This is a genomic window from Rhodocista pekingensis, assembly GCF_042665545.1.
In the GTDB taxonomy this organism is placed as follows: domain Bacteria; phylum Pseudomonadota; class Alphaproteobacteria; order Azospirillales; family Azospirillaceae; genus Rhodocista; species Rhodocista pekingensis.
In genome coordinates, this window is record NZ_JBHTCM010000028.1 from 111,138 (window position 1) to 136,310 (window position 25,173).

The 25,173-nt window shown below is 69.6% G+C and carries 14 protein-coding genes; 4 read left to right on the forward strand and 10 right to left on the reverse strand.

Annotated features, from left to right (window positions below):
* Window positions 1–201 precede the first annotated feature (201 nt).
* The 5 genes from ACFQPS_RS19090 to ACFQPS_RS19110 all read right to left on the reverse strand — a co-directional run bounded on the left by ACFQPS_RS19090 (window position 202) and on the right by ACFQPS_RS19110 (window position 11,635).
* Window positions 202–6,417, reverse strand: coding sequence for a hypothetical protein (locus tag ACFQPS_RS19090; protein WP_377360814.1), 6,216 nt, complete (start codon window positions 6,415–6,417; stop codon window positions 202–204).
* Window positions 6,418–6,866: 449 nt separating this feature from the next.
* Complete coding sequence (locus ACFQPS_RS19095) at window positions 6,867–7,538, reverse strand: PEP-CTERM sorting domain-containing protein (protein ID WP_377360815.1); 672 nt, start codon at window positions 7,536–7,538, stop codon at window positions 6,867–6,869.
* Window positions 7,539–7,780: 242 nt separating this feature from the next.
* Window positions 7,781–8,761 (reverse strand): NAD-dependent epimerase/dehydratase family protein, encoded by a 981-nt coding sequence (locus ACFQPS_RS19100; RefSeq protein ID WP_377360816.1) that lies wholly within the window; start codon window positions 8,759–8,761, stop codon window positions 7,781–7,783.
* Window positions 8,762–8,832: 71 nt separating this feature from the next.
* Window positions 8,833–10,332, reverse strand: a complete 1,500-nt coding sequence (xrtA, locus tag ACFQPS_RS19105; RefSeq protein WP_377360817.1) for an exosortase A — start codon at window positions 10,330–10,332, stop codon at window positions 8,833–8,835.
* A 7-nt stretch (window positions 10,333–10,339) separates the two neighbouring features.
* Window positions 10,340–11,635, reverse strand: a complete 1,296-nt coding sequence (locus ACFQPS_RS19110; protein WP_377360818.1) for a TIGR03087 family PEP-CTERM/XrtA system glycosyltransferase — start codon at window positions 11,633–11,635, stop codon at window positions 10,340–10,342.
* 215 nt (window positions 11,636–11,850) lie between these two features.
* On the opposite strand from ACFQPS_RS19110, the gene prsK reads away from it, so the two are divergent.
* Complete coding sequence (gene prsK, locus ACFQPS_RS19115) at window positions 11,851–13,935, forward strand: XrtA/PEP-CTERM system histidine kinase PrsK (RefSeq protein WP_377361076.1); 2,085 nt, start codon at window positions 11,851–11,853, stop codon at window positions 13,933–13,935.
* Between the two features lie 4 nt (window positions 13,936–13,939).
* Complete coding sequence (gene prsR / locus ACFQPS_RS19120; RefSeq protein WP_377360819.1) at window positions 13,940–15,346, forward strand: PEP-CTERM-box response regulator transcription factor; 1,407 nt, start codon at window positions 13,940–13,942, stop codon at window positions 15,344–15,346.
* 94 nt (window positions 15,347–15,440) lie between these two features.
* On the opposite strand, the gene ACFQPS_RS19125 is transcribed toward prsR, so the two are convergent.
* The 3 genes from ACFQPS_RS19125 to ACFQPS_RS19135 all read right to left on the reverse strand — a co-directional run bounded on the left by ACFQPS_RS19125 (window position 15,441) and on the right by ACFQPS_RS19135 (window position 20,828).
* A complete protein-coding gene (locus ACFQPS_RS19125; protein WP_377360820.1) occupies window positions 15,441–16,811 on the reverse strand; it encodes a TIGR03013 family XrtA/PEP-CTERM system glycosyltransferase in 1,371 nt (456 codons plus the stop codon).
* A 380-nt stretch (window positions 16,812–17,191) separates the two neighbouring features.
* Complete coding sequence (locus ACFQPS_RS19130) at window positions 17,192–18,079, reverse strand: universal stress protein (protein WP_377360821.1); 888 nt, start codon at window positions 18,077–18,079, stop codon at window positions 17,192–17,194.
* Complete coding sequence (locus ACFQPS_RS19135; protein ID WP_377360822.1) at window positions 17,973–20,828, reverse strand: cation-transporting P-type ATPase; 2,856 nt, start codon at window positions 20,826–20,828, stop codon at window positions 17,973–17,975. Before ACFQPS_RS19135 ends, ACFQPS_RS19130 begins: the two co-directional genes overlap by 107 nt.
* A 516-nt stretch (window positions 20,829–21,344) precedes the next feature.
* On the opposite strand from ACFQPS_RS19135, the gene ACFQPS_RS19140 reads away from it, so the two are divergent.
* Window positions 21,345–22,091: an SAM-dependent methyltransferase gene (locus ACFQPS_RS19140; protein WP_377360823.1), complete on the forward strand. Its 747-nt coding sequence runs from the start codon at window positions 21,345–21,347 to the stop codon at window positions 22,089–22,091.
* Between the two features lie 95 nt (window positions 22,092–22,186).
* On the opposite strand, the gene ACFQPS_RS19145 is transcribed toward ACFQPS_RS19140, so the two are convergent.
* Entirely contained in the window at window positions 22,187–22,348 is a 162-nt protein-coding gene (locus ACFQPS_RS19145) for a hypothetical protein (protein WP_377360824.1), read from the reverse strand.
* Window positions 22,349–22,518: 170 nt separating this feature from the next.
* Between ACFQPS_RS19145 and ACFQPS_RS19150 the strand changes: the two genes are divergently transcribed.
* A complete protein-coding gene (locus ACFQPS_RS19150) occupies window positions 22,519–23,493 on the forward strand; it encodes a LysR family transcriptional regulator (protein WP_377360825.1) in 975 nt (324 codons plus the stop codon).
* On the opposite strand, the gene ACFQPS_RS19155 is transcribed toward ACFQPS_RS19150, so the two are convergent.
* Window positions 23,423–25,156 (reverse strand): thiamine pyrophosphate-binding protein, encoded by a 1,734-nt coding sequence (locus ACFQPS_RS19155; protein ID WP_377360826.1) that lies wholly within the window; start codon window positions 25,154–25,156, stop codon window positions 23,423–23,425. The two genes, ACFQPS_RS19150 and ACFQPS_RS19155, sit on opposite strands and share 71 nt — an antisense overlap.
* Window positions 25,157–25,173: the final 17 nt, after the last annotated feature.

Below are 25,173 nucleotides of genomic sequence, written 5' to 3' on the forward strand. Positions count from 1 at the left end.
CGGGTCCGCAAGCATCGAGGCTCCGATGCCGGACGTGACGGTCCCGCCATCAATGATCCCGGCAGCCCCATGGCCCCGGTCATCGACGCCTTGGCCCGCCCCGGACATCGGCCAGGGAGATGGGTGACGGAGCCCGAAAGACAACAGGCCGCCGGAGGAGATCCCCCGGCGGCCTTGAGTCCGAGCGGCATCAGCGTCCGGTCAGCTCCAGAAGGTGCCGTTGACGGTCAGCGTCGGGCCGACGCCGAAGGGATCGGCGACGCCGACGGTGACGATGTCCGCCCCCGTCCCGGCGACCCAGACCAGACTGCCGTCCGTCAGGTCCTGTTCCGTCACGGTGAATGCCTGGTTGGCGGCCATCCGGACGCCATCCAGCCTGAAGTAGCCGGATGCCGCATCGGCCGTCCTGTCCAGGATGGTGAACTTCAGAATGTCGCCATCCTTGTCGCCCCAGGTCAGCAGGTCGCGGACCGCCACCGACTGCCCCGCGACCGGGCTTCCCGGCCCGTCCTTGGCGGCCAGGGTGGGCAGGCTGTTGACCGGCGACCAGCCAGTGGGCTTGTAGGCCCAGACGGTGCCGTTGTTGTGGTCGGTCACCCCGAAGAAGACGTCCTGCCCCGCAGCGTACTTCCACTTACCCAGCACGCCCAGGTCGCTGGCAAGGTTATAGGTGGGGACGCCGCTCCCGCCGGCCGCGGCCTTCGTCAGCACCCAGCCGTCGGCCGCGGCGTCGGCCGGCGGCTTCAGCACCCAGACATCCTTGCCGCCGTCCCAGAGCACGAACTGCTTGCGCACCTGGTCGTAGTCCATGCCGAAACCGGCCAGCTTCGCCCAGGGGAAGCTGCCGCTCGCGTCCTTCACCACCGCCATCTGGTTGTGGTTGCCGGACCCCGCCTTGTCCAGGTCCCAGAAGACGATGCCCTGCGGGCTGGTACGGGCGAAGACGTTGGTCACCGGGTCGTAGGCGCCGGCCCCCTTGCCGTCGTAGCCGCCCCAGTACATCCCCACCATCTCGAATGTGTCCTGGGCGGGCGTGCTGCCGACCGTGTACTTCCAGAGATTGCCGGCGGACCCGTCATTGATGAAGACCACATCCTTGCCGTTCTGCTGGGCATAGGCGGTGGTGCCGTTGACGAAGCCGTACCCGGTGTCGCCGGGATTCCGGCCGGGCAGTTCGATGCTGTCGCGGTTCTCCCACATCTGCCCGCCCAGGGTGGACGGGTTCACGCCCGATCCGGTCGTGCCGCCGACCTTGCCCCCATCCGCCTTGTCCGGGTCCCAGAAATAGGGGCCGGTCAGGGTTCTGTCCGTATGGTCGATGAAGGCGCCGCCGGAGTTCCAGGCGGCCCCGCCGAAGGTGACGAAGCGGTCGGCGATCGCCAGGAACTCGTTGTTGTCGTAGGTGTGGGAGGCGATCGGCGCGTTGAAGATGCCGTCCTTCGCCTCCTGCACGGTGGCGCTGCCGGCGCTCACGCTGACAACGGCACTGGGCAGGGAGGCCCGCTCCCATTCCAGGGTGGAGGCCCGCCAGCGGTAGACCTCGTTGCCGCTGTAGTCGGCATGGCCGCCGCCCCAGAAGATCAGGTCGCCGCGGTTCGGGTCCCAGGCCATCGCCCCCCAGGCGGCAAGCACCATCCCCGGCGACCCGGAGGAGGCGGGCTGGAGGGCGCCGGGCGTCCAGACCTCGCTGAAGGTGTTCGTGCTCACCGCGACCCAGGACCCTTCCGGCACACCCGCCAGCTTCTGGCGGAATTCGCCCAGCCCGCCGATGGAGGAGGCGTCGGGGACAGTCGGGCCGGGAGTCGGCGTCGGTGTCGGCGTGGGAGCCGGGTCCGGCGTCGGTGCGGGCGTGGGGCTTCCGCCCAGGCTGAACACCGCATCCGTCAGCTCGGCGATCCTCACCCCTTCAAGGGTCAGCTTCTGCTGGCCGTTCAGCGTGAGCACCACGTCATCGCCGACCTGCGTCATCGCCGCTCTGACCGCGGCGACGCTGGCGAACCCGAAGCCGTCGAGCTGGACCCTGTCCCCTTCGCCCGGCCGGAGATCGAGGATGCGGTCCGCCCCCTCGCCCGCCGCGATGATGAAGCGGTCGGCGCCGCTGTTGCCCTTCAGCACGTCGTCGCCGGCACCGCCGCGCAGGGTGTCGCCGCCGGCCCCGCCGAACAGGAAGTCGTTGCCCTTCCCGCCCTCCAGCGTGTCGGCGCCGCCATTGCCGAACAGCACGTCGCTGCCTGAACCGCCCACGATGCTGTCGTTCCCGGCGTGGCCGTGGATCATCTGGGGCCGCGCGACGCCGGCATACTTCGTCCCCGGCGAGGCGGTCTCGACATGGATGTCGGCGGTCGCCAGCGGCGTCCCGTCCGGCATCACCGGAGCGATGTTCCATTTCGGATTTCCGCGCAGTTCCTCCGTCGCCGTCAGCAGGCCGGCGATGAAGCCGTAGGCCTCGATCGCCCGCGGATCGGCCGTGACGGTGAACAGGCTGGCCAGCGACGCCTGTGCGATGATCGGATAGGCATCGGCGTAGGAATAGCGGGCAAGTTCCCCCGAGGGATCGGGGTTCGAGCCGAAAGTCGCCTGGAAGACCTGCGCCCAGGTGTTGAACAGGACGGCGTCGCCGGACTCGACGGAGTAGGTGCCCTGCCACAGCGCATGCTGGTAGGCGGCGCCGAACACGGGGTCGAAGCCGTTGTCCCCGTTCAGGAAGCGGCCGGTCGTGTAGTTCGCCATCCAGTCCAGAAGGGGCACGCCCTGCTCATAGCCCTGGCGGACGATCTGACTGACGGACGTGACGATGAAGTCCTTCATCCAGCCGGCCTCGGTTCCGGCATTCGGATAGCCGGGCAGCCAGCCTTCCACCTCGCCCGCCCCGTCAAGCTCCCCCTTCACGACGTAGCGGTCGATCCAGCGGTCCAGATTGTTGAGGAGCTTGTCCTCGAAGTAGGCCTTCAGCGGATCGCCGTCGGGGGAGATGTAGGCGGCATCGGCCATGGCCCGCAGCGCCCAGGCCTTGCCGCGCGCTTCGCCATTGTCGACGATGATGCCCTCGCTGCCCTTGCGGTAGCTCGGATTCATGCTGACCAGGGCGAAGTTCGCCTGGTGTTGCAGGTTGTCCAGATAGGCGCGGTCGCCGGTGACGAGATAGGCCGCGTAGCTGAGCTGCGGCTGGTGCGCCACGTCGGGATTCCAGCCCGTTCCGGCGGCGGAGCCGCCCAGCGCATCCGACCCGAAATACTGCTTCATCGTCTCGTCATAGACGATGAAGTTGGGATGGCGGTCGATGGAGACGGCGCGGCCGGTCGCCGGATCGGTGAAGTACCAGGGCACGCTCGCCGCGGCGTCCGCGATCCCCAGCATGACCTCAAGGGCGCGCGGGTCCTGGGTGACCAGCCAGTTGGCGGTCCAGCTCGTCATCTGGCCGATGTCGGCGCGCCCGCCGGCCATCGGCATCGCCTGCTCGATGAGGGACGCCCCCATCGGACCGTTGGCCGCCTTCAGGTAGTCGGCATGGATCTTCTGAAGGACGGCGTCGGTCATGCCGACGCTCAGGTCCTCGGTGGGCAGGGCCCCCGTCGCCATCAGGTAACGGCTGTCGAAGATCGTGCTCAACCTTGATTGCGTGCCGTCCGTCCAGAACTCCTCCGTCCAGCCTGCATTGTGGTAGTGGTTAAGGCTGTTCTGCGAATAGAGTGTCCGCCCCCCTTCCGTGATCCGCAGGTCGTAGGTGACATTGCGCAGGGCGTCGCTGCTGTAGCTGCCGTCGTTCATCACGGTGACGGCGGTGCGGACGGTGCCGTCGGCGTCTGCCCGGATGTCGAAGCGGGCGTTCAGCGAACCGTCGATCTTCGTGGAGACGCGGACCTCCGTCGCCAGCGACCCGTCGATCCAGACATCCGCCTTGCCCGACGCCAGAGCGCCCGCCAGCAGGTCGGCGACCTTCACCGTATGGGGCGTGAGGCTGCCGTCGGCATTGTGCAGCGAGAGCGTCAGGGTCAGGTCGTAGCCGTCGGCGAGCACCTTGTGCAGGTCCACGGTCGTGCCGCCGGCCGCGGCCGTGCCCTTGGCCAGCATCACGTCCACCTGGCCGCCGGCCGCCACCGCCGGCGCCTTGAGGCTGAGGATCGCATGACGGACGGAACCGTCCTCATGCGTCGCCTTCACTTCCATCTGGAGCGGCACCTGCTGGCCGTTGACCAGGGCCACCAGAGAGGTCCCGGCCGGCACGTCGCCCGCGGCGAAGACATGGCCGAAGGTGACGACCTTCGACGCCTCCGCCGTGCCGGACGTGTTGACCAGACGCAGGGCCACGACATCCCCGGCAGCGGACGGCTGCGACAGTGTCGGCGCCCGGACCAGCCCGTCGGCGGGCTGTCCGGCCGGCGGGGGGGACGGCGGCGTGGTCGGGGGAGACGGATCGGTCGGCGTCGGGGGCGGCTGGCTGCCCCAGCTTGAATAGCCCTCGAAATCGGTCGCCTTGAAGTCGGAGATCTGCCTGTTCCGGAAGGTGAGCGTCTCGCCGCCGCCCAGGGACAGGACGACGTCCGTCCCCTGCTGCGTCATGAGCGTCTTCAGCACGTCGAAGGAGGCGAACGCGAAGTCCTGGAACAGGACCTTGTCGCCCTGCCCGGGAGTAAAGTCGGTGATCGTATCGGAGCCGTCGCCGCGGACGATGACGAAGATGTCCGGTCCGCCATAGCCGGTCATCGTGTCGTTGCCGCCACCGGAAAAGAAGACATTCTCCCCGTTGCTGCCGCCAAGCCGGTTGTCCAGACCGTTGCCGTAGAGATAGCCACCGATGTCGTCGGTCAGGGACAGGTGCTCGACATGCTCGGGCAGCCGGAAGCCCCCGACCGAGTAGACCGTGTCGATGCCCTCCCCCGCATGCTCGATCACGGTGTCGCCAGTGACATAGTAGACATCGTCGCCGGCGCCGCCGGCCAGCGTGTCAACACCCCAGCTCCCGCCGTAAAGGGTATCGGCCCCGGCCGTACCGACCAGCGTCTCGTCCGCCCCGGTGCCGACGATGGTCGCCCGGGGCAGGTCTGCGAACGCCGGCGCGGAGGTGCTCTGGACCGGCGGCAGGGGGGCAGGCGCCGAGATGCGGACCTGGATGGTCGCCCCGGCCTGGGCCGTGCTGCCGTTTGTCTCCGTCGCGGTCGCCACCACCCCCAGGGTCGCTTCGGCAGCAGCCCCTGCCGGGACCTGGAGCAGGAGGCCGGACAGGTGCGCGCCGGTCAGCGACCAGGACCCGTCGGCGTTCCGGGTGCCGGCGCTGAGGCTCCAGCCGGCCGGCACACCCCGCAGCACGATACCCAGGGCCTCCGACCCGTCCAGATCGGTCAGGGCGGCCCCGATGCCGAGCGGCAGCGCGGTCCCTCCCGTGGCCGGGGCGGTGGCCGTCAGCAGCGCAGGCGCGGCCAGGATCGGGGTGTCGGCCACACCCGCCACGGCGACGGCGAAGCTGCCGCTCGTCTTGGTCGTGGCTCCCGCCGCATCGGTGGCCGTGGCCGTAGCGGTGAGCGTGAACCTGCCGGAATAGTCCTTGGGCGTGATGACCTTCAGCCCCGCAAGCTGCGCCGCCGTCAGGGCCCAGCTTCCGTCGGCGTTGCGCGTTCCGGCGGACAGGGAGAAGCCCGTCGCCAGACCCTGCACCGTGACCGACAGGGCGCGGTTGTCGCCGGTCGCCAGCGTCGCGGACAGGGACAGGGCCACCGCCTGATCCTCGCTGCCGGCCGCATCGGCGACGGTGAGCCGCGGCACCACTGGCGCCGGCGGCGGCGGAGGTGGCGACGGCGGCAGCCCCCAACTGGAATAGCCCTGGAAGTCGTCCGCCTTGAACTGACCGATCTGCTGGTTCTTGAAGGTCAGCGTCTGGCTGCCGGCAAGCGTGAGGATGACATCCGCCCCCTGTTGCCGCATGGCGCTCCGCACCGACTCGAAGGTCGGAAAGGTGAAGCCCTGCAACAGAACCTTGTCGCCCTGGACGGGAGTGAAGTCCGTGATGGTGTCGGACCCCTCGCCACGGCGGATGACGAACAGGTCGGCCCCCCCGTAACCCGTCATCGTGTCGTTGCCGGCACCGGGTTCGAAGACATTGCTGCCGTCACTGCCGCCGAGCCGGTTGTTCAGGGCGTTGCCGTAGAGATAGCCCGCCTCCCGACCCATGATCTGTAGATTCTCGACATTCTCGGGCAGACGGTAGCCGTAGTAGCTGAAGACCGTGTCGATGCCCGCCCCGGCCGCCTCCACGACCTCATCGCCGGTGACGTAGTAGACGTCGTCGCCGGCGCCGCCGGCCAGCGTGTCGACACCCCAGGAGCCCCCGTCCAGCGTGTCGGCGCCGCGGGTTCCCGCCAGCCGTTCGCTGGCCCCCGTACCCCGGATCGTGGCGCGCGGCAGCGCGGCATAGCCAGGCACGGTTGTCCCCTGAAGTCCCACGATCTCCAGGAGACTGGCCAGTCCGTTGCTCCGGCTGGGTGACGACGTTGCCATGGTTGAAGACCCCCTCTCGGCGTAACTCCGCATGAGCAGAAGCGTTACGCAGAGAAGGTTACCGCTTTCTTTATGTTTAGTGCGTTTGAGCGCACTAATTATTGTCTTTGCATTTGGTTATCGTTGATGAATGCATCCATTTTCATTGTTTTATTCGATCTAAAGAGGTAGATAGCTTTTTCTATACCTCTAAATCGCAGGAAGGCAGGAAGGCGTCGCTGCCCCGTCCGGGCGCAGGCGAAGAAGCCGGCTGTGTAAAGGCGTAGCGGAGGAGCCCGTCCATGCAGAAGCCGCGCGCCCTGGAGGGACGCGCGGCCTGTCCGCACGGATCGGAACGCGACGGATCGGAACGGCGATAGACCGAAGCGGCTCTGTCAGACGGCGCAGGCCGGCCGGCGCCGCCGGGCGAAACCCGCCCCCAGCAGACCCAGCCCCACCAGTGCCAGGGTCGCAGGCTCGGGCACGCTGGTGAAGCCGTCGAAGCTGGTCACGCCGTTGGCAGTGTGGGTGATCGTGGCGACCAGGGTGATCGAATAATCACCGAGCGGCCCCAGGAGCGACTGGGTCTGCGTGCCGGAGAAGGCGAGCGTGTCGAAGTCGAAATCCGCGATCTGCGTCTCGCGGGCGAACAGCGTGTCGCTGTCGTTGATGAAGACCTCGTAGGACAACATGCCCTGCGTCGTGCCGCCGATGGCGGTGATGAAGTTCAGGGTCGCGGCCGTCGAGTTGAAACCCGTCTCCGAGAACTCGATCGTGATCGAACCGCCGGCGACGCTGCTGGTGCTGACATCATTGAGGTCCAGCACGGGGAAGACCGGCGTGCCGATGAACGGCTTGGTCTGCCCCGTGGTGACGTTCAGCGCGAAACTGCCGATGCTGCCGATGAACGTGACGGCCCCGGCCAGCGGGGTGGCATCGAAGGGGTCGCCGTCCTGAACGGTGACGGTATCCACACCGCTGGTCAGACGCAGGGTGGGCGCCGCCTGCGCCACCCCGGCGGCAAGGATGGCGCCCGTGGCAACGCTGGCGGCAAGAAGTCTCTTCATGGGTCTTTCCCTCCGGGTCAGCCGGCCCAGCACCGTGCGGGACCGGGTCCCCCGCTTCTGAGCAAACCTCGTGCCGGAACGGGAAAGTCCATTCAGAACAGAAGCTTGGCCGACCATCGCAGGTCCCTGCCCCACACTGACGGCGGCGACCTGTCAAGCGTCCGGACACCCCGCACCGCCCCATGACGCTCCAAAGGGCGGCAGCCGGCCCGGGGGACGGGCGCGGAAGGGCGGGAGATGGATCAGACCCGGTAGTAGGTCCGGTACCAGTCCACGAAACGCGGAATGCCGACCTCGATCGGCGTGCTGGGCTCGAATCCCAGCATGCGCCGGCTTTCCGCGATATCGGCATGGGTGGCCAGCACGTCGCCGGGCTGCATCGGGGCAAGGTGCCGCCGCGCCTTCACGCCCAACGCATCCTCCAGCACCGCGACGAACCGCTCCAGCTCCACGGGCGTGTTGTTGCCGAGGTTGAACACCCGGTGCGGCACCGCCCCGTCCTCCACGGCCGGCGGCCGGTCGATGGCGCGGACGACGCCGGCGACGATGTCGTCAATGTAGGTGAAGTCGCGCTGAAGCCTGCCCTCGTTGAACAGCTCGATCGGTTCCCCGGCCAGGATGGCGCGGGTGAACAGGAACAGCGCCATGTCGGGCCGTCCCCAGGGGCCGTAGACCGTGAAGAAGCGCAGGCCGGTCTGCGGGATGCGGTGGATGTGGCTGTAGGAATGGCTGATCAGCTCATCCGCGCGCTTGGTCGCTCCGTAGAGCGAGGCCGGACGGTCCGCCCGGTCGTCGAGGGAGAAGGGATGCGCCTCGCTGAGGCCGTAGACGGACGAGGAGGAAGCATAGACGAGGTGGCGCAGCCCCTCCAGCCGCCGTGCCGTCTCCAGCACGACGACATGGCCCATCAGGTTCGACTCGACATAGGCGAAGGGGTTGGTCAGCGAATAGCGCACGCCGGCCTGGGCGGCCAGATGGGCGATCGCCCCGATATCCGGGTGCGCCGCCGCCAGGGCCGCCATGCCGTCGCGGTCGGCGATGTTCAGACGCTGGAAGTGGAACCCTTCCCGCTGCCGGAGCCGGGCCAGCCGGTCCTCCTTCAGCGCGGTGGCGTAGTAGTCGTTGAGATTGTCCACGCCGACGACCGTGTCGCCGCGGTCCAGCAGAAGCTGAGCCAGATGGAAGCCGATGAACCCGGCGACGCCCGTGACAAGTACCTTCATGCCCATCCTCGCCTGCAACCGCCGACCGGGGGCGACCGTCGCCGTCCCGGACCCGCGTGGCCCCATCCGACCTAGTATCGTCCGTCCGCCGGTGCCGCAAGAGCGACCCCCGAAAGGAAAGCGGTCAGAACCGCCGCCGCTTCGGCGGGAGCGCCCTCCGTCTCCACGGCCAGGGTGACGGACATCGCCTCCCGCCGTCCGTGCAGCAGTCCGCGCAGTTCCAGCAGCAGGGTGCGCACGCCGCCTGTGACGGGGGTGCCGTCCACCACCAGCCAGTGCCAGACCAGCCGTTCGCGCCCGTTCCCGACGATCCGGTCCTCGCGGACGGCGACCGGGCGGCCGCCCGCCGGATCAAGGGGCCGCGCCCGGGTCTCCACCCGGCGCCAGCCCTCGGGGGTCGGACTGTTGCCGGCTCCCGGACGCTGGCGGGCCAGATGCAACTCCACGGTCCGTCGGCCGCCGTCCTGATAGGCGGCCAGAACCTCCGCATCCGCCCCGACGAAGCGCGGCCGCCAGAGACCGGAGGGTTCCACCGCGCGCCAGCCCGGCGGGGCGGCGGGTGCTGACAGGGGCGCGGCGGTGTCGCCCGGACCGGCGGGCAGCAGCGCAGACGGCAGCAGGCCCGCGGCGAGCACCGCCGCCAGGGCCGGCGCCAGAAGGGCGCAAAGGCTCCCGCGCACCGCCGGGACCCCGGGTGTCGGAACCGGCCGCACCGGTGCCGGGTCCTGCCGCATCCGGTAGGCCAGCAGCAGCAGCAGCGCCAGGATCGCCCCCAGGAACACACCGCCATAGACGACATGATCCGTGCTGGCCGCCAGGGCCGGATCGACATGGTGCGCCAGCAGGATGATGCCGATCACCCGGAGCCCGTTGGCCGCCACCGGCACCAGCAGGCAGAGCGCCAGAAACAGCGCCCGGCGGCGCCAGGTGGTGAAGAAGCTGTTGGCGACCACCAGCCCCACCACCAGCGTGGCGGCCAGGAAGCGCAGGCCGGCGCAGGCCTCCGCCACCTCGAACCGGCCGGCCGGGATGCTGATGAAGACACCGTCGGAGAACACAGGCACGCCCGTCAGCCGCAGCCCGGCCACGGCGATCTCCGCCGTCACCGTCTGCAACAGCGGCACCAGCCCCTCTCCCGCCGGCACCATCAGGATCAGGAAGCCCAGGGGAAAGGCCAGCGTGCGGGCGATGCGCAGGCCCAGCACGGTCGGGACCAGAAGCTGTAGCGTCAACACGAACGCGGCGTGGCCGGCGATCCGCAGGTCGATCAGCGCCGCTACCCCGCCGGCCAGCGACAGCAGCAGGATCGCCGGCAGCCCCCAGAGCCAGGGTCTGGGTATCTGGCATGCCATTCTGCCACGGCGCTGCCATGCCAGCACAAGAGCGGCCGGTGCGATCAGGAAGCCGTAGCCGAAGGTGGCCGAACTCGACCAGACCCCGACCAGGGATCTTGCGGCCTCCGCCATCGTCAGGCAGGCCAGAAGCACGCCCCCCAGGAGCAGCAGCAGGGCCGGCCGCCAGCCCGGCGCGTGGCGGATCGCGGGTAGCGTATCCACTGCAACCGTCGCCACCACCATGTCAGGCCACCCGGCGGGTCGCAACGGACGGTGGCTCCAGCAGCGGGTCCAGGGCGGCCAGGGCCGCCGGCCAACTGTACTCCGTCTCGACCCGCAGACGCGCCCGCCGCCCCAGCGCCGCCGCGGCGTCCCCGTCCACCAGCAGGCTTGCCAGAGCGGAGGCGAAGGCCGGGGCGGTATCGGCGACCAGCCCGTCCCGCCCGTGCCGGATTTCGATCCCGGCGGCGGCGGCGGGGGTGCTGACGACCGGCCGCGCCATCGCCATCGCCTCCAGCACCTTGTTCTGGACGCCGCGGGCGATGCGCAGCGGCGCCACCACCGCGGCCGCGTGGGCCAGATAGGGGCGGATGTCCGGCACGCGGCCGGTCACCCGCACGCCGGCCCCTTGGAGCCGCTGGACCTCCGGCGAAGGATTGTTGCCGACGATCCAGAAACAGGCCTCGGGAAAGCCGGCCCGCAGCAGCGGCAGCACCTCGCGCGCGAACCACTGCGCCCCGTCGGCATTGGGCCGGTAGTCCATCGCCCCCGTCATGACAAGCGGCAGGCCGCCACGGGGAAAAGGGTCCGGGAAATCGCCCGGCCGGAAATAGTCCAGATCCACACCGTTGCGGACGATCAGCGGACGGGCACCGCCGTTGCGCGCCTGGAACAGCTCCGCCTCGCGCCGGCAGACCAGGATGCTGGCGTCCACCGCCGCCGCCGCGGCTGTCTCGAACCGGGCCAGGCGGTCCGCCTCGCGGGCGTAGAGCCAGCGGGCCGGGCCGCGCCGCCGGCCGGCATAGTCCGACCACTTGGCGGAATCGACGTCCACGAAATCCAGCAGGCGGGGCACGCCCGCCGCGACGGCCGCCGGCCGCATCAGGTACGGCGCCATGGCGCCGGAGAAGGCGACCGCGGTGCCGACCCGCCCGCTGGCGAAGGCGGCATCGACCCAGCGCGCCATCCGCCGCGAGCGGTAGTGCGCCACCGTCAGCGCCTCTCCCCGCGCCAGGGCGGACAGCGCCGCAAGGGGAAGGGCTGCCCGCGGCAACGGCTCGACATGGCAGTCGGCACAGAGCGATCGCAGCATGTCAGCATGCTGCCAGTCCTGCCTGTCATCGACGAAGCATCCCAGCCGCACCGGCCCCCGCCGCAGCAGGTGGCGCAGCAGGTGCCACGAGCGGATCTTGTCGCCCTTGTCCGGCGGATAGGGAATGCGGTGCGCCAGGAACAGGATCTCCCGCCCCGGAGCGGCGTCCCGGATCACCGCGTCCAGGTCGGTGCGGGCTGTGGAGGCGGCCCCGCGCTCTTCGGTCATGGTTCACCGGACGGCTCTGGAAGGCGGCGCGGAGTGTGGCCGAGGGGGACCGGCGCCGGAAGCCGTGCCAAGGTGGTTATCCGTAAGATCGGATGACTCGACCTGCGCTACATAGAGCTTGCCGCGGTCCCCCCGCTATGACTGGGCCTGTGCAGGCCGCGACCGTCCCCCGGGCCGGACCGGGGCGGCGCCGGCCGGAACCGCGGGTGCAGGCGATGGTCCCCCTCTCCCTCATCCTCACCGTCAGCTATGGCGCCGCGACCCTGGCGCATGTCCTGCTGACGGTGCTGATCCTCGCCAACTGGCGGCGGCATCCGCTGACCTGGCTGCTGCTGCTGGCCGGAATGGCCGGGCTGGCCTGGGCCGGGTCGGGGCTGGTCGGCTGGAGCTGGTTCGGCATCCGCGGTCTGCCGGAGTTCCTGGGCATCGCGCGCGATCTGGCCTGGTGCCTGTTCCTGCAACGCCTCATCCTCTACCTCGGCGCGGACGGGCCGGGACGGCTGCCGGCGCTGCTGCGCTGGCTGCCGGGCCTGTCCGCCGGGCTTGCGCTCGCCGGGCTGCTGCTTCTGGGCAGCGGCACCTTCCCCCTGCCGCCGGAGGTGCTGGGGCGGCTGGTTCCGGTGGCGCAGCTCGCCCTGGCGCTCGCCGGCATCCTGCTGGTGGAGAACATGGTGCTGAACTGCCCGCCCGATTTCCGCTGGGCGGCGAAGTACTTCGCCATCGGCCTGGGCGGCCTGTTCCTCTACGACTTCCTGCTCTATGCCGACGCCGCCCTGTTCGTCCGGGTGAGCACCGAACTGGCGCTGGCGCGCGGGGCGGTGGCGGCGCTCGCGCTCGCCGTCATCGGGGTGGCCGTCGCCCGCAGCGCCGGCTGGGCGCCCCGCATCCATGTCTCCCGCCGGATCGCCTTCTATTCCATGTCGTTCCTGGTCGCCGGCTGCTATCTGCTGGTGATGGCCGCGGCCGGCTTCTACGCCCGGCGGGTCGGCGGCGACTGGGGCGATTTTCTCGGCGTCCTGGTGCTGTTCTGCGCCATCGGCCTGTTCGCGGTGCTGGCCGCCTCGGGCCGGGCGCGGGCCGTGGCCCGGCGCTTCCTGGCCGAGCATTTCTACAGCCACCGGCACGACTACCGGCAGGAATGGCGGCGTTTCATCGACGCGCTGTCGCAGGACGGCGACCGCGCCGATCTGGGCGAGCGCGTGATCCGCGCCATTGCCGGTATCTTCGAGGTGCCGGAGGGGGGCCTCTGGCTCCGCACGCCCTACGGCGTCTCCCTGGCCGCGTCCTGGAACATCTCCCGCTGGCGGCTGGACGGCGCGGCGATGCAGTTGCCGCCGGACGATGCCCTGGTCGCCCGGCTGGAGCGGGAGCGCGCGCTGCACGACCTCACGAAGCTGGGAGAAGCAGAGCGGCCGGACTGGCTCGCCCAGGTCCGCCGCGCCTGGATCGCGGTGCCGCTGGTCCACCGGGATGCCCTGGTCGGCTTCGCCGTCCTGGGGACGCCGCGCGTCCCGACCCGGCTGACGGAGGAGGACCGCCAGCTCCTGCTGCTGCTCGGGCGGCAAGCCGGCAGCTACCTTGCCGAACGGACACTGGGGGAGGAACTGGCCGAGGTCCGGCGCTTCGCGGCCTTCTCGCGGCGCGTCACCTACGCCACGCACGACCTGAAGAACGTCGCGGCCCAGCTTTCCCTCCTGCTGGACAATGCCCGCCGCTGCAAGGACGACCCCGCCTTCATCGCGGACATGCTGGAGACCGTGCGCCATGCCGTGGACCGCGCCGACGTGCTGCTGCGCCGCATCGGCGGCGGGCTGGACGGCAACGGCGCGCCGGAGCCCGCCGCCGTCGCCGACGCGCTGCGCCAGGCCGTCCGCCGCGCCGGGGGGGGCGGACGCGGCGTCCGGCTGGCCGGCAGCGTGGAGGCCATGGTCCGGGTGGACGTGGCCGAGTTCACGGCGGCGCTGGACCATCTGCTGGCCAACGCGGTGGAGGCCGCCGGCCCCCGCGGCAGTATCGTCGTGCTGGGCCGCCGGCAGGAGACCGCGGTGGTGATCGAGGTGCAGGACGACGGCGCGGGCATGTCGCCGGAGTTCCTGCGCGACGGGCTGTTCCGGCCGTTCCGCAGCGGCAAGCCGGGCGGCTACGGCATCGGCGTGTTCGAGGTACGCGACTTCGCCCACCGCGCCGGCGGCCGGCTGGAGGTCGAGAGCCGCCCCGGCCAGGGCACGACCATGCGCCTCGTGCTGCCCGCCGACGGCGCATCCGACCATCCCCTGAAACAGGCGGCAGGACTGGACTGAGACCATGGAGCGACCGCTTCTCATCGTGGACGACGACGCGGGCCTGCAACGCCAGCTCCGCTGGACGCTGTCCCCGATCAGGACCATCGTGGCCGGCGACGCGACGGAGGCACTGTCGGCCGTGCGCCGGCACGCCCCGCCGGTCGTCACCCTGGACCTGGGGTTGCCGCCGCAACCCGACACGCCCAAGGAGGGGCTGTCGCTGCTGGGCGAGATCCTCTCCATCGCGCCGCGCACCAAGGTCATCGTCGTCACCGGTAACGACGGGCGGGAGAACGCGGTGCGCGCCATCGGCCTGGGCGCCTACGATTTCTGCCCCAAGCCGGTCGATCCCGACCTGCTGCGCATCATCGTGGACCGCGCCTTCCGCACCCACGCGCTGGAGGAGGAGAACCGCCGCCTGCGCCGGCAGCAGGAGGCGCCGGTGCTGGACCGGATCGTCACGGCCGCACCCTCCATGCTGGAGGTCTGTCGCCGTATCGAGCGGGCGGCGGACGCCGACATCGGCGTCCTGCTGCTGGGCGAGAGCGGTACCGGCAAGGAGCTGCTGGCGCGCGCCCTGCACCGGCTCAGTCCGCGGGCGGAGCGCCCCTTCGTGGCGCTGAACTGCGGCGCCATTCCGGAAGGGCTGCTGGAGAGCGAGCTGTTCGGGCATGAGCGCGGCGCCTTCACCGGGGCGGTCAAGCAGACCATCGGCCGGATCGAGACAGCCAACGGCGGCACCCTGTTCCTGGACGAGGTGGGCGACCTGCCCCGGCCGCTCCAGGTCAAGCTGCTGCGCTTCCTCCAGGAACGGGTCGTGGAACGCATCGGTGGCCGCCGCCCCATCCCGGTCGATGTCCGGGTGGTGGCCGCCACGAACCAGAACCTGCACGACCAGATGCTCCGGGGCGACTTCCGGGAGGACCTGTTCTACCGGCTGGCCGAACTGGTGGTGGACATCCCGTCCCTGCGGGAGCGCCCGGGCGACCCCGTGCTGCTGGCCCACCGCTTCCTCGCCGGCATCACCCGCGAGCGGCGCAGCCAGGTCCGCGGCTTCTCGGCCGAGGCGCTGGCCGCGATCGAGGGGCATCCCTGGCCGGGCAATGTCCGGGAGCTGGAGAACCGTGTGAAGCGCGCCGTCCTGCTGGCGGGCGAGCCCCTGGTCACGGCGGAGGATCTCGGCCTGAAGCGCCCGGATGCGGCGACGGCAGCCCCGCCCCTGCCGCTGCGCGACGTGCGCGAGCGGGCGGAACTGGACGCGCTGCGCCGTGCCCTGCTGCTGGGGGACGGCAATATCTCCCAGGCTGCCCGCCTGCTCCAGGTCAGCCGGCAGACCCTCTACTGTCTGATGCGCCAGCACGGGCTGCGCGACGCCGCCGACCCCGAGGCACCCGATGCGGAGCAAGAGGAGGCGCTGGACGGGGCCTGATGCGGCCCCCGAACAGGACGCTGAAACGCCGACTGAGGCGCCAGGACGGCGCCTCCGTTTCCGTATCGGGAAAGGGTGCCGGCAGGACCGCCCGTCAGCGCCCCCCTTCCGAGAACAGCACCACCCGCACCGTCTGGAGAATGATGAGAAGGTCCATCATCAGCGAGCGGTTCTTCACATAGTAGAGATCGTACTTGAGCTTCTCCCGCGAATCCTCGAAGGAGGCGCCGTAGGGATAGTTCACCTGCGCCCAGCCGGTGATCCCCGGCTTCACGATATGGCGCCAGGCATAGGCGGGCATCCGCTGCTCCAGCTCCGCCACGATGGCGGGACGCTCCGGCCGCGGGCCGACGAAGCTCATCTCCCCGCGCAGCACATTGAGCACCTGCGGGATCTCGTCCACCCGGATCGGCCGGATCAGACTGCCGATCAGGGTGATCCGCGGGTCGCGCGAGACGGCCCAGCGGGCGACGCCGTCCTTCTCAGCATCCACGCGCATGCTGCGGAACTTGATCAGCATGAAGCTGCGGCCGTGCCGGCCGACCCGCTCCTGCCGGTAGAAGACGGGGCCACCGTCCTCCAGCCGGATGGCCGCCGCCGTGATCAGCATCAGCGGCAGGGTCAGCAGCAGCAGCAATGACGCGGCAACCAGATCCAGGACCCGCTTCGCCGCGGCCGCCACCCCTTCCCCGGCCGAACCGCTGGAATAGAGCGCCCAGTGCGGGCACGGCATCGCCACGTCGATCTGCTTCGCCTCGCGCTCCAGGAAGGTGGCGCGGTCCAGCACCCGGATACCGGCCTCGCGCAACCCCACGAGAAGGTTTTGCCGCGGTTCGGGACCGGCCGGGTCGGGGGCGACGACCACCTCCGTCACCCGCGCGGTGCGGCAGAACTCCAGCAGGGTCGTCTCGGGAACCGTCGGCACACCGGCCGCCGTGGTGCCGTCCAGCGGCACGAAGCCGGTCAGGCAGAAGCGCGGCGTCGCCCGCGTCGCGGCGATCCCGGCGATCTGCCCGACCCCCTCCGCCCCGCCCACCACGACCACGCGCCCGCGCAGAGCCTCCAGCCGGGACAGCCGCATGTAGGCGTGGCGCAGCAGCATCGCACCCAGGGCCGAGCCCAGAACGGCTGCCGCCACCTCCGGCGCACTCTCCCACGCCTGCGGCCGGATCAGGGCCAGGGCCAGCAGGGCCGCAAGCGTCAGGACGGCACCGGTGAAGGCGCGCACCGCCATCTGACGGACATCGCCCAGGAACCGCCGCTCATAGAGTCCTGTGGCGCAGAGGACCGTGAGGAACACGACCGTCGGCAGCAGCAGGTCCGCCGCCTGCGGCTCCGTCGCCGGGGCCAGCGTGCCGTAGCCCAGCGCCAACGCCGCCAGCAGCAGCCCCTCGAACAGCACGAGGTCGGTGATCAGAAGGATGAACGCACCGGCCGGCACGAACAGGTTGAAGACCCGGATCATGCTCCCCCCAGGAACAGGCTCGTTGATCGTCCTGCGCCGCGGCTCGTTTCCGCCCCGGTCCGCGCGCCGTCCGTCGGTGCGGCCGGGGTGGCGACCTGGAGGGTCGAAGCCCAAAAAGGTCACAATCCGGTTTCCGACGACCGCCGCCGAGGGTAGGCGCGTACCGGTTCCTTGGTAAGCACGCATTGGCCCATGGGCCGGCTTGGGAGAGGATCACCAGACGGTCGATCCGCGCTGCCCGCCGGTCGGGGGATGGGTAGTCTTTCGTGCAAATTTATCCTTTATTTCGGGACGTCAGAGCCATACCGAACACAGGCTCGACCTGTGCGCCTCCTCGGCGCCCCCGGCCCCGCAGACCTCGCACCGGCCCGCTGCAAGAATCACTGTCTGGCACGCGGGTCGGGAACGAGCAGCATGTCGCAAGGCAGCCAGTCTAGCAGCCTTGCGGCCGTACTCCCCAGCAACAGGCTCATGATCCCGCTACGACCGTGGCTGCCCATGACGACGAGATCGATCTCGTGCTCGCGCACGTAGCGGGTCAGCGTCGATTCTATGGCTCCGTGCTCCACGACCGTCCTGAGCTTCGTCCCCTCGGGAATGGCGGTTGCCGCCAGAAAGGCGGCGCATTCATTTTCCTTGATGCTCGCGCTCAGGCGCGAACTGACGGAAGCGCCGGCCAGCCCTGCCATCGGAGACGCGTGCGCGTGGTACACGATCAGCTCGCGTCCGGGGAAGAACCGCGCAGCAGCCAGAAGGGCATGACTGGAGGAGTCCGAGAAGTCGGTCGCCACGACGATCCGCCGGTACGGTTCATGCACCCGGTTGTGCACCACCAGCAGGGGCTCCGGCAGGGAGCGGGCCAGAGTCTCGACGGTTGATCCGACAAGGAACCGGCCCAGGGTCTCGCTACGGGAGACACCGGTGATGATCAGTCCTGATTGCCTGTCGGCGGCCGTTCTGCGAATGGCTGCCGCGGCATCCCCGCTGCGGCTGATGCAGAGCCTGACCGGAACCTTGACCGCCTTGAGGTCGCGGGCGAGTTGACGCCACGCCACTTGCAGAAGCTGCTCGTCGCCGGCTCCGCCGGCCCACGCTATTGCCTGATCCGGCGATGCCGTGGGGTCCAGGACGTTGAGCGCCGTCAGTTCGGCCCGCCATTCTTCAGCCAGCTGGGCCGCTCGGTCCAAGGCCCGGTCGCAGCGGGCACTCAGGTCGGTGGCCAGCAGGAGATGCCGGGGCATGGCATCGGCGGACGGATGGACGCTCATGGCTGTCTCCTTGAAGGGCGACCTGGCTGAAATGTGCGGCCAGACGGGTCCGGCGGATCACCAGCTTCTCAAACTCGGCCACGGTGAATACCAGCAGCCCTGCCGCCACGACCTTGGCCCATTCCAGCAGCGTCAGGTCGGTCGACCCGAAAACGGACTGCATGGCCGGCGCATGGGTATAGGCGATCTGGAGAGGGATGCAGGCGGCAATGGCCAGCAGCACATAGCGGTTTCCGGTCAGCCCTTCGCGGCTGACGACCGGAGCGAAAATGAAACGGCTGTTGATCAGGTAGAACATCTCGGCCGCCACAACCGCATTCACGGCCATCGTCCGCGCTGTCTCCATGCTCGTCCCGTTGTCCAGCTCCCAGAGAAACAGGCCCAGCGCCCCGATCATCATCAGGACGGAGACCATCAGCACCCGCCAGACGAAGAAACCCGACAACAGCGCCTCGCCGGGCGGTCGTGGCCGGCGGTTCATGATGCCGCGCTCGGCAGGTTCGAAGGCCAGGGCCAGACCCAGCGTGCTGGAGGTGACCATGTTGATCCACAGCACCTGCGCCGGCGTGAGCGGCAGGGGCAGCTCGAACAGGATCGCGGCGATCACGACCAGCGCCTCGCCGCCGTTGGTCGGCAGCATGAAGAGAATGAACTTCTTCAGGTTGTCATAGACCGCCCGGCCTTCGCGGACCGCCGCCGCGATGGTGGCAAAGTTGTCGTCGGCCAGCACCATGTCGGCGGCTTCCTTGGCCGCCTCGGTGCCCTTCATGCCCATCGCCACGCCCACGTCGGCACGCTTCAACGCCGGGGCATCGTTCACCCCGTCGCCGGTCATCGCCACCACCTGGCCATGGCTCTGGAGCGCCTTGACCAGACGCAGCTTGTGTTCCGGACTGGCCCGCGCGAACACGTCCACGTCCCAGGCGACACGACGCAAGGCGGCATCGTCCATCACAGCGACTTCAGCACCGGTGATGGCGGGCCTGCCGACGCCGACAGCGAGCTGGGCACCGATGGCGCGTGCCGTTTCGACGTGATCCCCGGTGATCATCTTGACGCGGATGCCGGCGCGATGGCACTCGCCCACGGCCCGGATCGCCTCTTCGCGGGGCGGGTCGATGATGCCGACCAGAGCCAGCAGCACGTAACCCGCCTCCGTGTCGGCGAAGCTCAGGCGATCCTCCAGCGGGGCCGCCCGCCTGTACGCGAGCGCCAGCAGGCGCAGGCCCTGGGCGGCCGTATCCGTCGCCATGCGCCGCCAGTGATCGACATCCAGCGCCCGCTCGCCGCCATGGCCCAACTGCGCGGAACACATGTCCAGGATGCGCTCCGGCGCGCCTTTGACGAAGATCCACGGCTCACCGTCACCGTCGCGGTGATAGGTGGCCATGAAGCGGTGCTGTGATTCGAAGGGAATCACGCCCAGACGGGGCCATGCCTCCTCGCCACCCTGCCGGGAGAAGCCGGTCTTGCTGCCCAGCACGAGCAGGGCCCCTTCCGTGGGATCTCCTTCCACCCGCCACAGGCCGTCCTCGTCGCACAGGCGGGCATCGTTGCACAGGACGCCGGCACGGATCGCCATGGCCAGCGCCGGATAATGATCCGGAGCGATGATGCGTCCGTCGATGCTCAGATCGCCCACCGGGGCATAGCCGATGCCCCCCACATCGACGACATGCCCGGCGCAGACCACGCGCTGCACGGTCATCTCGTTGCGAGTCAGCGTGCCGGTCTTGTCCGAGCAGATCACCGTCACCGAACCGAGGGCCTCCACCGCCGGAAGCCGGCGGATGATGGCCTTCCGGCGGGCCATGCGCTGCACCCCGAGGGCCAGGGTGACGGTCATGATCGCCGGCATGCCTTCGGGGATCGCCGAGGCGGCCAGCGCCACCACCATCATGAACATGTCCGCGGGCGGCTGTCCGCGCCACCAGATGCCGAGCACGAAGGTCGCGGCCGACATGCCCAGGATGATCAGTGCCAGCATCCGTCCGAAACGGTCCACCTGCCGGAGCAGGGGGGTGGTCAGCTCACGGATGCCGGACAGCATCTGATTGATCTTGCCCAGCTCGGTGGCCGTGCCGGTGGCGACCACGATCCCGCTGGCCTGACCATAGACCACCAGCGTTCCCGAGTAGGCCATGCTGTAGCGATCGCCCAGCGGGGCATCGGCGACCACGGCGTCGACGGATTTCTCCACCGGCAGCGATTCACCGGTCAGGGCGGCTTCCTCGATGCGCAGCGCGTTGACCGTGACCAGCCGCAGATCGGCCGGAACCCGATCGCCGGAGGTGAGCGCCACCAGATCGCCGGGCACCAGCCCGGCAGCGTCGATCTCCCGCCGTCGTCCGTCCCGGATCACCATGGCATGGGGCGACAGCATGGCGCGGATGGCGTCGAGCGCCGATTCCGCCTTGCCTTCCTGAATGAACCCGATGATGGCGTTGATCACCACGGCCGCCATCAGCACGCCGGTGTCGATCCAATGGCCGAGCAGAGCCGTGATGACGGCCGCCGCCATCATCACATACAAGAGGATGTTATGAAACTGCATCAGCAGACGCAGCAACGGGCCGCGCCGCTTCGGCGGGGCGAGACGGTTCGGGCCGTGCTGCGCAAGGCGCTGCCGGGCTTCCGCCTCGCTCAGACCAGCCGCTCCGGTCTGAAGCGCCTGCTCGACCTGGGCCTGGGGGATCGCATGCCACTGGGGAGGTGCGGAAGCATCGGGTCGGTCGGCAGTCAGCTTCATTTTCATGGGCAGGCTTCGCTGTTGGCTTGAACGGACCGGAGGCTTCAGATCGCCTTAATATAAATACTGTTGCTGTAATTGTTCCGCGTCAGCCAGATCCCCACACCACAATGATTTCACAGACATCATCCGTCTTCACATGTCCCACATGACGCTGTCCTCTAATCCGATCAGAAAAACGAATGGACAGTTCCAGGCAACGGGGCGAGAGATCATGGATGTCGGACATGCGATCTGCGCACAATTCCATTCGACCAGTGAGGGATAACGTCCCACTCACGAATTTCATCCGAACGAGAGCCAGAAAGTCGCACCATGAATCCGAATTTTTCGGGAATCAAAAACCCATAAGTTGTATTTCAACAGTAATTGTCATCGCACTGCCGGACGGACTAAAGTGCGTGTGCCCGCATAATCCCGTGCGTCCCCGTGCGTCCCCGCGCCTGCCGGCCTTCCGCGGCCGCACCGCTGGTCAATCTCCATAATATTCACATCCCACCAAGGAAATATTGGACAGTGGACATCCCTCGCATATTCAACATCACTGAAAGCGCCCACCGTATTCACAATCCGATCACAGCCGACAAGCTTGCCACTCTCGGCGCGGCGCTGCGTCTGGAACCGGGGACCCGGATCCTCGACCTCGCCAGCGGATCGGGGGAGATGCTCTGCACCTGGGCACGCGATCACGGCATCACCGGCACCGGCATCGACATGAGCCGGCTGTTCACCGAGCAGGCGAAACGCCGTGCCCTGGAACTCGGTGTCGCCGATCGGGTCACGTTCATCCATGGCGACGCTGCCGGCCATGTCGCAGAGGAGAAGGTCGGTGTGGCAGCCTGTGTCGGCGCCACCTGGATCGCCGGCGGGGTTGCCGGCACCATCGAGCTTCTGGCGCGCAGCCTGCGCGCCGGAGGGATCATCCTGATCGGTGAGCCCTACTGGCGACAGGTGCCGCCGACGGAGGAGATCGCCAAGGGGTGTCTCGCCACCGCCATCGCCGACTTCCTGACGCTGCCCGACCTTCTCGCCTCGTTCGGCGGCCTCGGCTACGACGTCGTCGAGATGGTCCTGGCCGACCAGGATGGCTGGGACCGGTACGAGGCGGCGAAATGGCTCACCATGCGCCGATGGCTTGAGGCCAACCCCGACGACGAGATGGCGGAAGAAGTCCGGGCCGGACTGACTACGGAACCCGTGCGCTACGCCGCTTACACGCGGGACCATCTGGGCTGGGGTGTGTTCGCGCTGATGCCGCGGTAAGGCGTCCGGCCCGTCCCCCGGTGCGGCTCACAGCCCGGACCGGATCGGACGGGCCGGCCTGCCGGGGCAAGCCGCCGGCAGTAGCGAGGAGCAGGTCAGAATATCCACAGCAGAAGCAGGATGACGGGCAGCCAGGACAGCAGGCTGAGCAGCAGGATGATCTGCAAGCTCCGGGTCCGGGTCGGGCGATCCCTTTCCATCCGCCCGGCCAGACGGTCGAGCTTTGTCCGCTGCACAGGGTCTCTTTCTCCGGTCATCCCGATCTCCGATCCGGCCCGATCCTTAGCTTACGCACCATTGCGACGATTACCGACCGGACCCGCCCCCGTCCAGCCCGGTCCGCTTCCGGTCCGCGGTCAGCCGGACGTTCCCGGTTGAATCCCGGCGGAGCGGCCGGTAGCCATGGGATAACGTCCGAGGCGCGCCGATGAACCTCCGCCAGCTCCAGCATTTCGTGGCCCTCGCGGAAACGGGGAGCGTGCGGCGGACCAGCGCCCGGCTGAACCTCTCGCAGCCCGCCCTGTCCAAGAGCATCCGCGCGCTGGAGGAGGATCTCGGCGTCGTCCTGTTCGACCGCCTGCCCCGGGGCCTGCGGCTGACGCCCGTGGGAACCTGGCTGCTGTCGCGCTCCGTGCCCCTGCTGGCGGAGGCGCGGCAGCTCCGCAACGAGATCGAGCTGATCCGCCGGCAGACCGGCAGCGAGGTCCGCATCGCCGCGGGCACCGTGCTCTGCGCGTCGCTGATCCCGCGCAGCCTCGCCCGCCTGCGCGAGGTGGCCCCCAGCATCCGCGGCATCGTCAGCGCGGGATACTGGGACGACCAGAAGACCATGCTGCTGAACGCGGAGATCGACTTCCTGGTGGCGGACGCCCGCGACCTGGAGGACATCGCGGAGTTCGAGCTGGCGCGCCTGCCGGTGGAGCCGATCTGCGCCTTCGCCCGGCCCGGCCATCCCCTCGCAGGGCGCCGGGGGCTGACGCCCGCCGACCTGCGGGGATTTGATGCCGCCGGCCTGACCCGGCTGCCCAAGGGGCTGGAGCGGGTGCTGCGCGACCTGCCGGACCTGCCGGTGGGCGGCGGCTCCGCCGTGGGCAGCGACGATTTCGGCCTGCTGCGCACGGTGGCGGCCGCGTCCGACCTGCTGCTGTTCGCCCCGCCCGGCGCCGTCAGCGATCAGACGGGGCGGGGCGAGCTGGTGCGCCTGGACCTTTCCCTGCCGGTGGAGGTGCAGACGCACTTCGCCATCGTCTGGCGGCGGGACCGCGGCCTCTCCCCCTCGGCGGAACTCCTGAAGCGCACCATCCTGGAATGCGCCGCCCTGCCCCCGCCGGTCAGCCCGTCACCCGCCGCAGCAGCGCGCGGCCCGCGAAGCGCACCCGCTGCGACAGCGGAAACCGCTTGAAGGTGGATTTCGCCGTGCCGGCGGTGAAGGCTGTGCGCTTGCTGTAGTCGATGGCGACATCGACGATCACCGGCCGGCCGGTCGCGGCCAGCCGGCGCGCCTCGGCGATGGCGTCGGCGATGCGGTCGCCGTTCTGCATCGCCACATGCGCCGCCCCGGTGGCGCGCGCCACCCCGGCGAGGTCGGGGCCGGCCAGCACCGTGCAGGGCTTGCGGTTGTAGGGGATCTCCTGTGCCTGGGCGATCTGCGACAGCTCCCCGTCGCTGAAGACGAAGTAGATCACGCCCAGGCCGCGCGCCGTCGCCGTCATGATCTCCATGCAGGTCATCAGGAAGCAGCCGTCGCCGACGATGGCGAACACCTCCTTCTCCGGCTGCGCCAGCTTCGCCCCGATGGCGGCCGGCACGGCATAGCCCATGGCGTTGAAGTCGGTCGGCGTCAGCAGCCGCCCGCCGCGGTGGATCGGGAACAGCTCAGCCGTCAGGAAGGTATGGTTGCCGTCGTCCAGCACGGTGACGGCATCGTCCGGCATCTGCCGGCGCAACTCGTCGAAGAAGCGCGCCGGGTTGACCCGACCCTTGCTGTCATGCGCGTACCATTCCTCCCGCCAGGCACGCCGGTCGCGCGCCAGCCGGTCCGCGAGCCCCGTGTCCGGCACCGGCGTTCCGCGCGCCCGCAGCTCGTCCAGCAGGGCGGCGAGCACCGTCCGGGCGTCGCCCACGATGCCGACCGCGGCCGGATAGTTCGCCCCGATCACGTCCGCGCAGATATCGACATGGACCAGCCCCGCCGGCACCTCCGCGCTGAAGCTGCCGGTCGGGATCTCCCCGAAGCGGGTGCCCACGGCCAGCATGCCATCGCAGCCCTCGAAGGCGTTGCGCGCCGCCGGCACGGCGGAGGGGCTGAAGCCGAAGCCGGCATGCAGCGGGTGGTCCGCCGGAAAGCTCGCCAGCCCCTGGAGCGTGGTGCTGACCGGCGCCTGGAGGAACTCCGCGATGGCCGCCACCTCCGCCTGTGCCCCGCGCGCGCCCCAGCCGACGAACAGGCCCGGCCTGCGGGCCGCCAGCAGCAGGTCGGCGGCCCGGCGCACCGCTTCCGGGTCGGGGGATGCTGGCGGCGGCGGGGGCGTCCAGCGCGGCAGCTCCCCCACCTCGCCGGGGAAGAGCTGGAGGTTGACCGGGATCTCCACCAGCACCGGGCCGGGCTGGCCGCCCGTGGCGATCCGGTACGCCTCGTAGATCGTCGGCACCACGTCCTCGTGCCGCTCCACCCGGAACGCCGCCTTGGTCAGCGGCCCGATCAGGCGGAGCTGGTCGATCTCGTGGAGCTGGAAGCGGCGGCCGGTGTCCGTCCGGATGCCGCCGGAGAAGATCAGCATCGGGATGCCACCCAGAAAGGACTCGCCGATGCCGCTCGCGGCGTGGGTGATGCCCGCGGCCGGCACGATGGCCAGCGCCCCGACCGTGTCGTCCGCGGCCCGGCTGACGGCATCGGCCATGAAGGCGCCGCCGCCCTCATGCGTTACCAGGACCGGCGTCACCGCCTCGCTGCTGTTCAGCTCGTCGTACAGCTCGGTGTTGTGGACACCGGGGATGCCGAAGGTGAACCTGATCCCGAGTTGCTCCATGGCGTGGACCGCCAGCCAGGCCGCCGTCTTCTTCATCCGCGCTCCCTCCCCTT

Coding starts and splice junctions, on each gene's coding strand:
- ACFQPS_RS19145 (WP_377360824.1), bottom strand. CDS start 22,348: ATGACCGGAGAAAGAGACCCTGTGCAGCGGACAAAGCTCGACCGTCTG.
- ACFQPS_RS19130 (WP_377360821.1), bottom strand. CDS start 18,079: ATGAGCGTCCATCCGTCCGCCGATGCCATGCCCCGGCATCTCCTGCTG.
- prsR (WP_377360819.1), top strand. CDS start 13,940: ATGGAGCGACCGCTTCTCATCGTGGACGACGACGCGGGCCTGCAACGC.
- ACFQPS_RS19110 (WP_377360818.1), bottom strand. CDS start 11,635: ATGACCGAAGAGCGCGGGGCCGCCTCCACAGCCCGCACCGACCTGGAC.
- ACFQPS_RS19155 (WP_377360826.1), bottom strand. CDS start 25,156: ATGAAGAAGACGGCGGCCTGGCTGGCGGTCCACGCCATGGAGCAACTC.
- ACFQPS_RS19095 (WP_377360815.1), bottom strand. CDS start 7,538: ATGAAGAGACTTCTTGCCGCCAGCGTTGCCACGGGCGCCATCCTTGCC.
- ACFQPS_RS19100 (WP_377360816.1), bottom strand. CDS start 8,761: ATGAAGGTACTTGTCACGGGCGTCGCCGGGTTCATCGGCTTCCATCTG.
- prsK (WP_377361076.1), top strand. CDS start 11,851: ATGGTCCCCCTCTCCCTCATCCTCACCGTCAGCTATGGCGCCGCGACC.
- ACFQPS_RS19135 (WP_377360822.1), bottom strand. CDS start 20,828: ATGAAGCTGACTGCCGACCGACCCGATGCTTCCGCACCTCCCCAGTGG.
- ACFQPS_RS19150 (WP_377360825.1), top strand. CDS start 22,519: ATGAACCTCCGCCAGCTCCAGCATTTCGTGGCCCTCGCGGAAACGGGG.
- ACFQPS_RS19125 (WP_377360820.1), bottom strand. CDS start 16,811: ATGATCCGGGTCTTCAACCTGTTCGTGCCGGCCGGTGCGTTCATCCTT.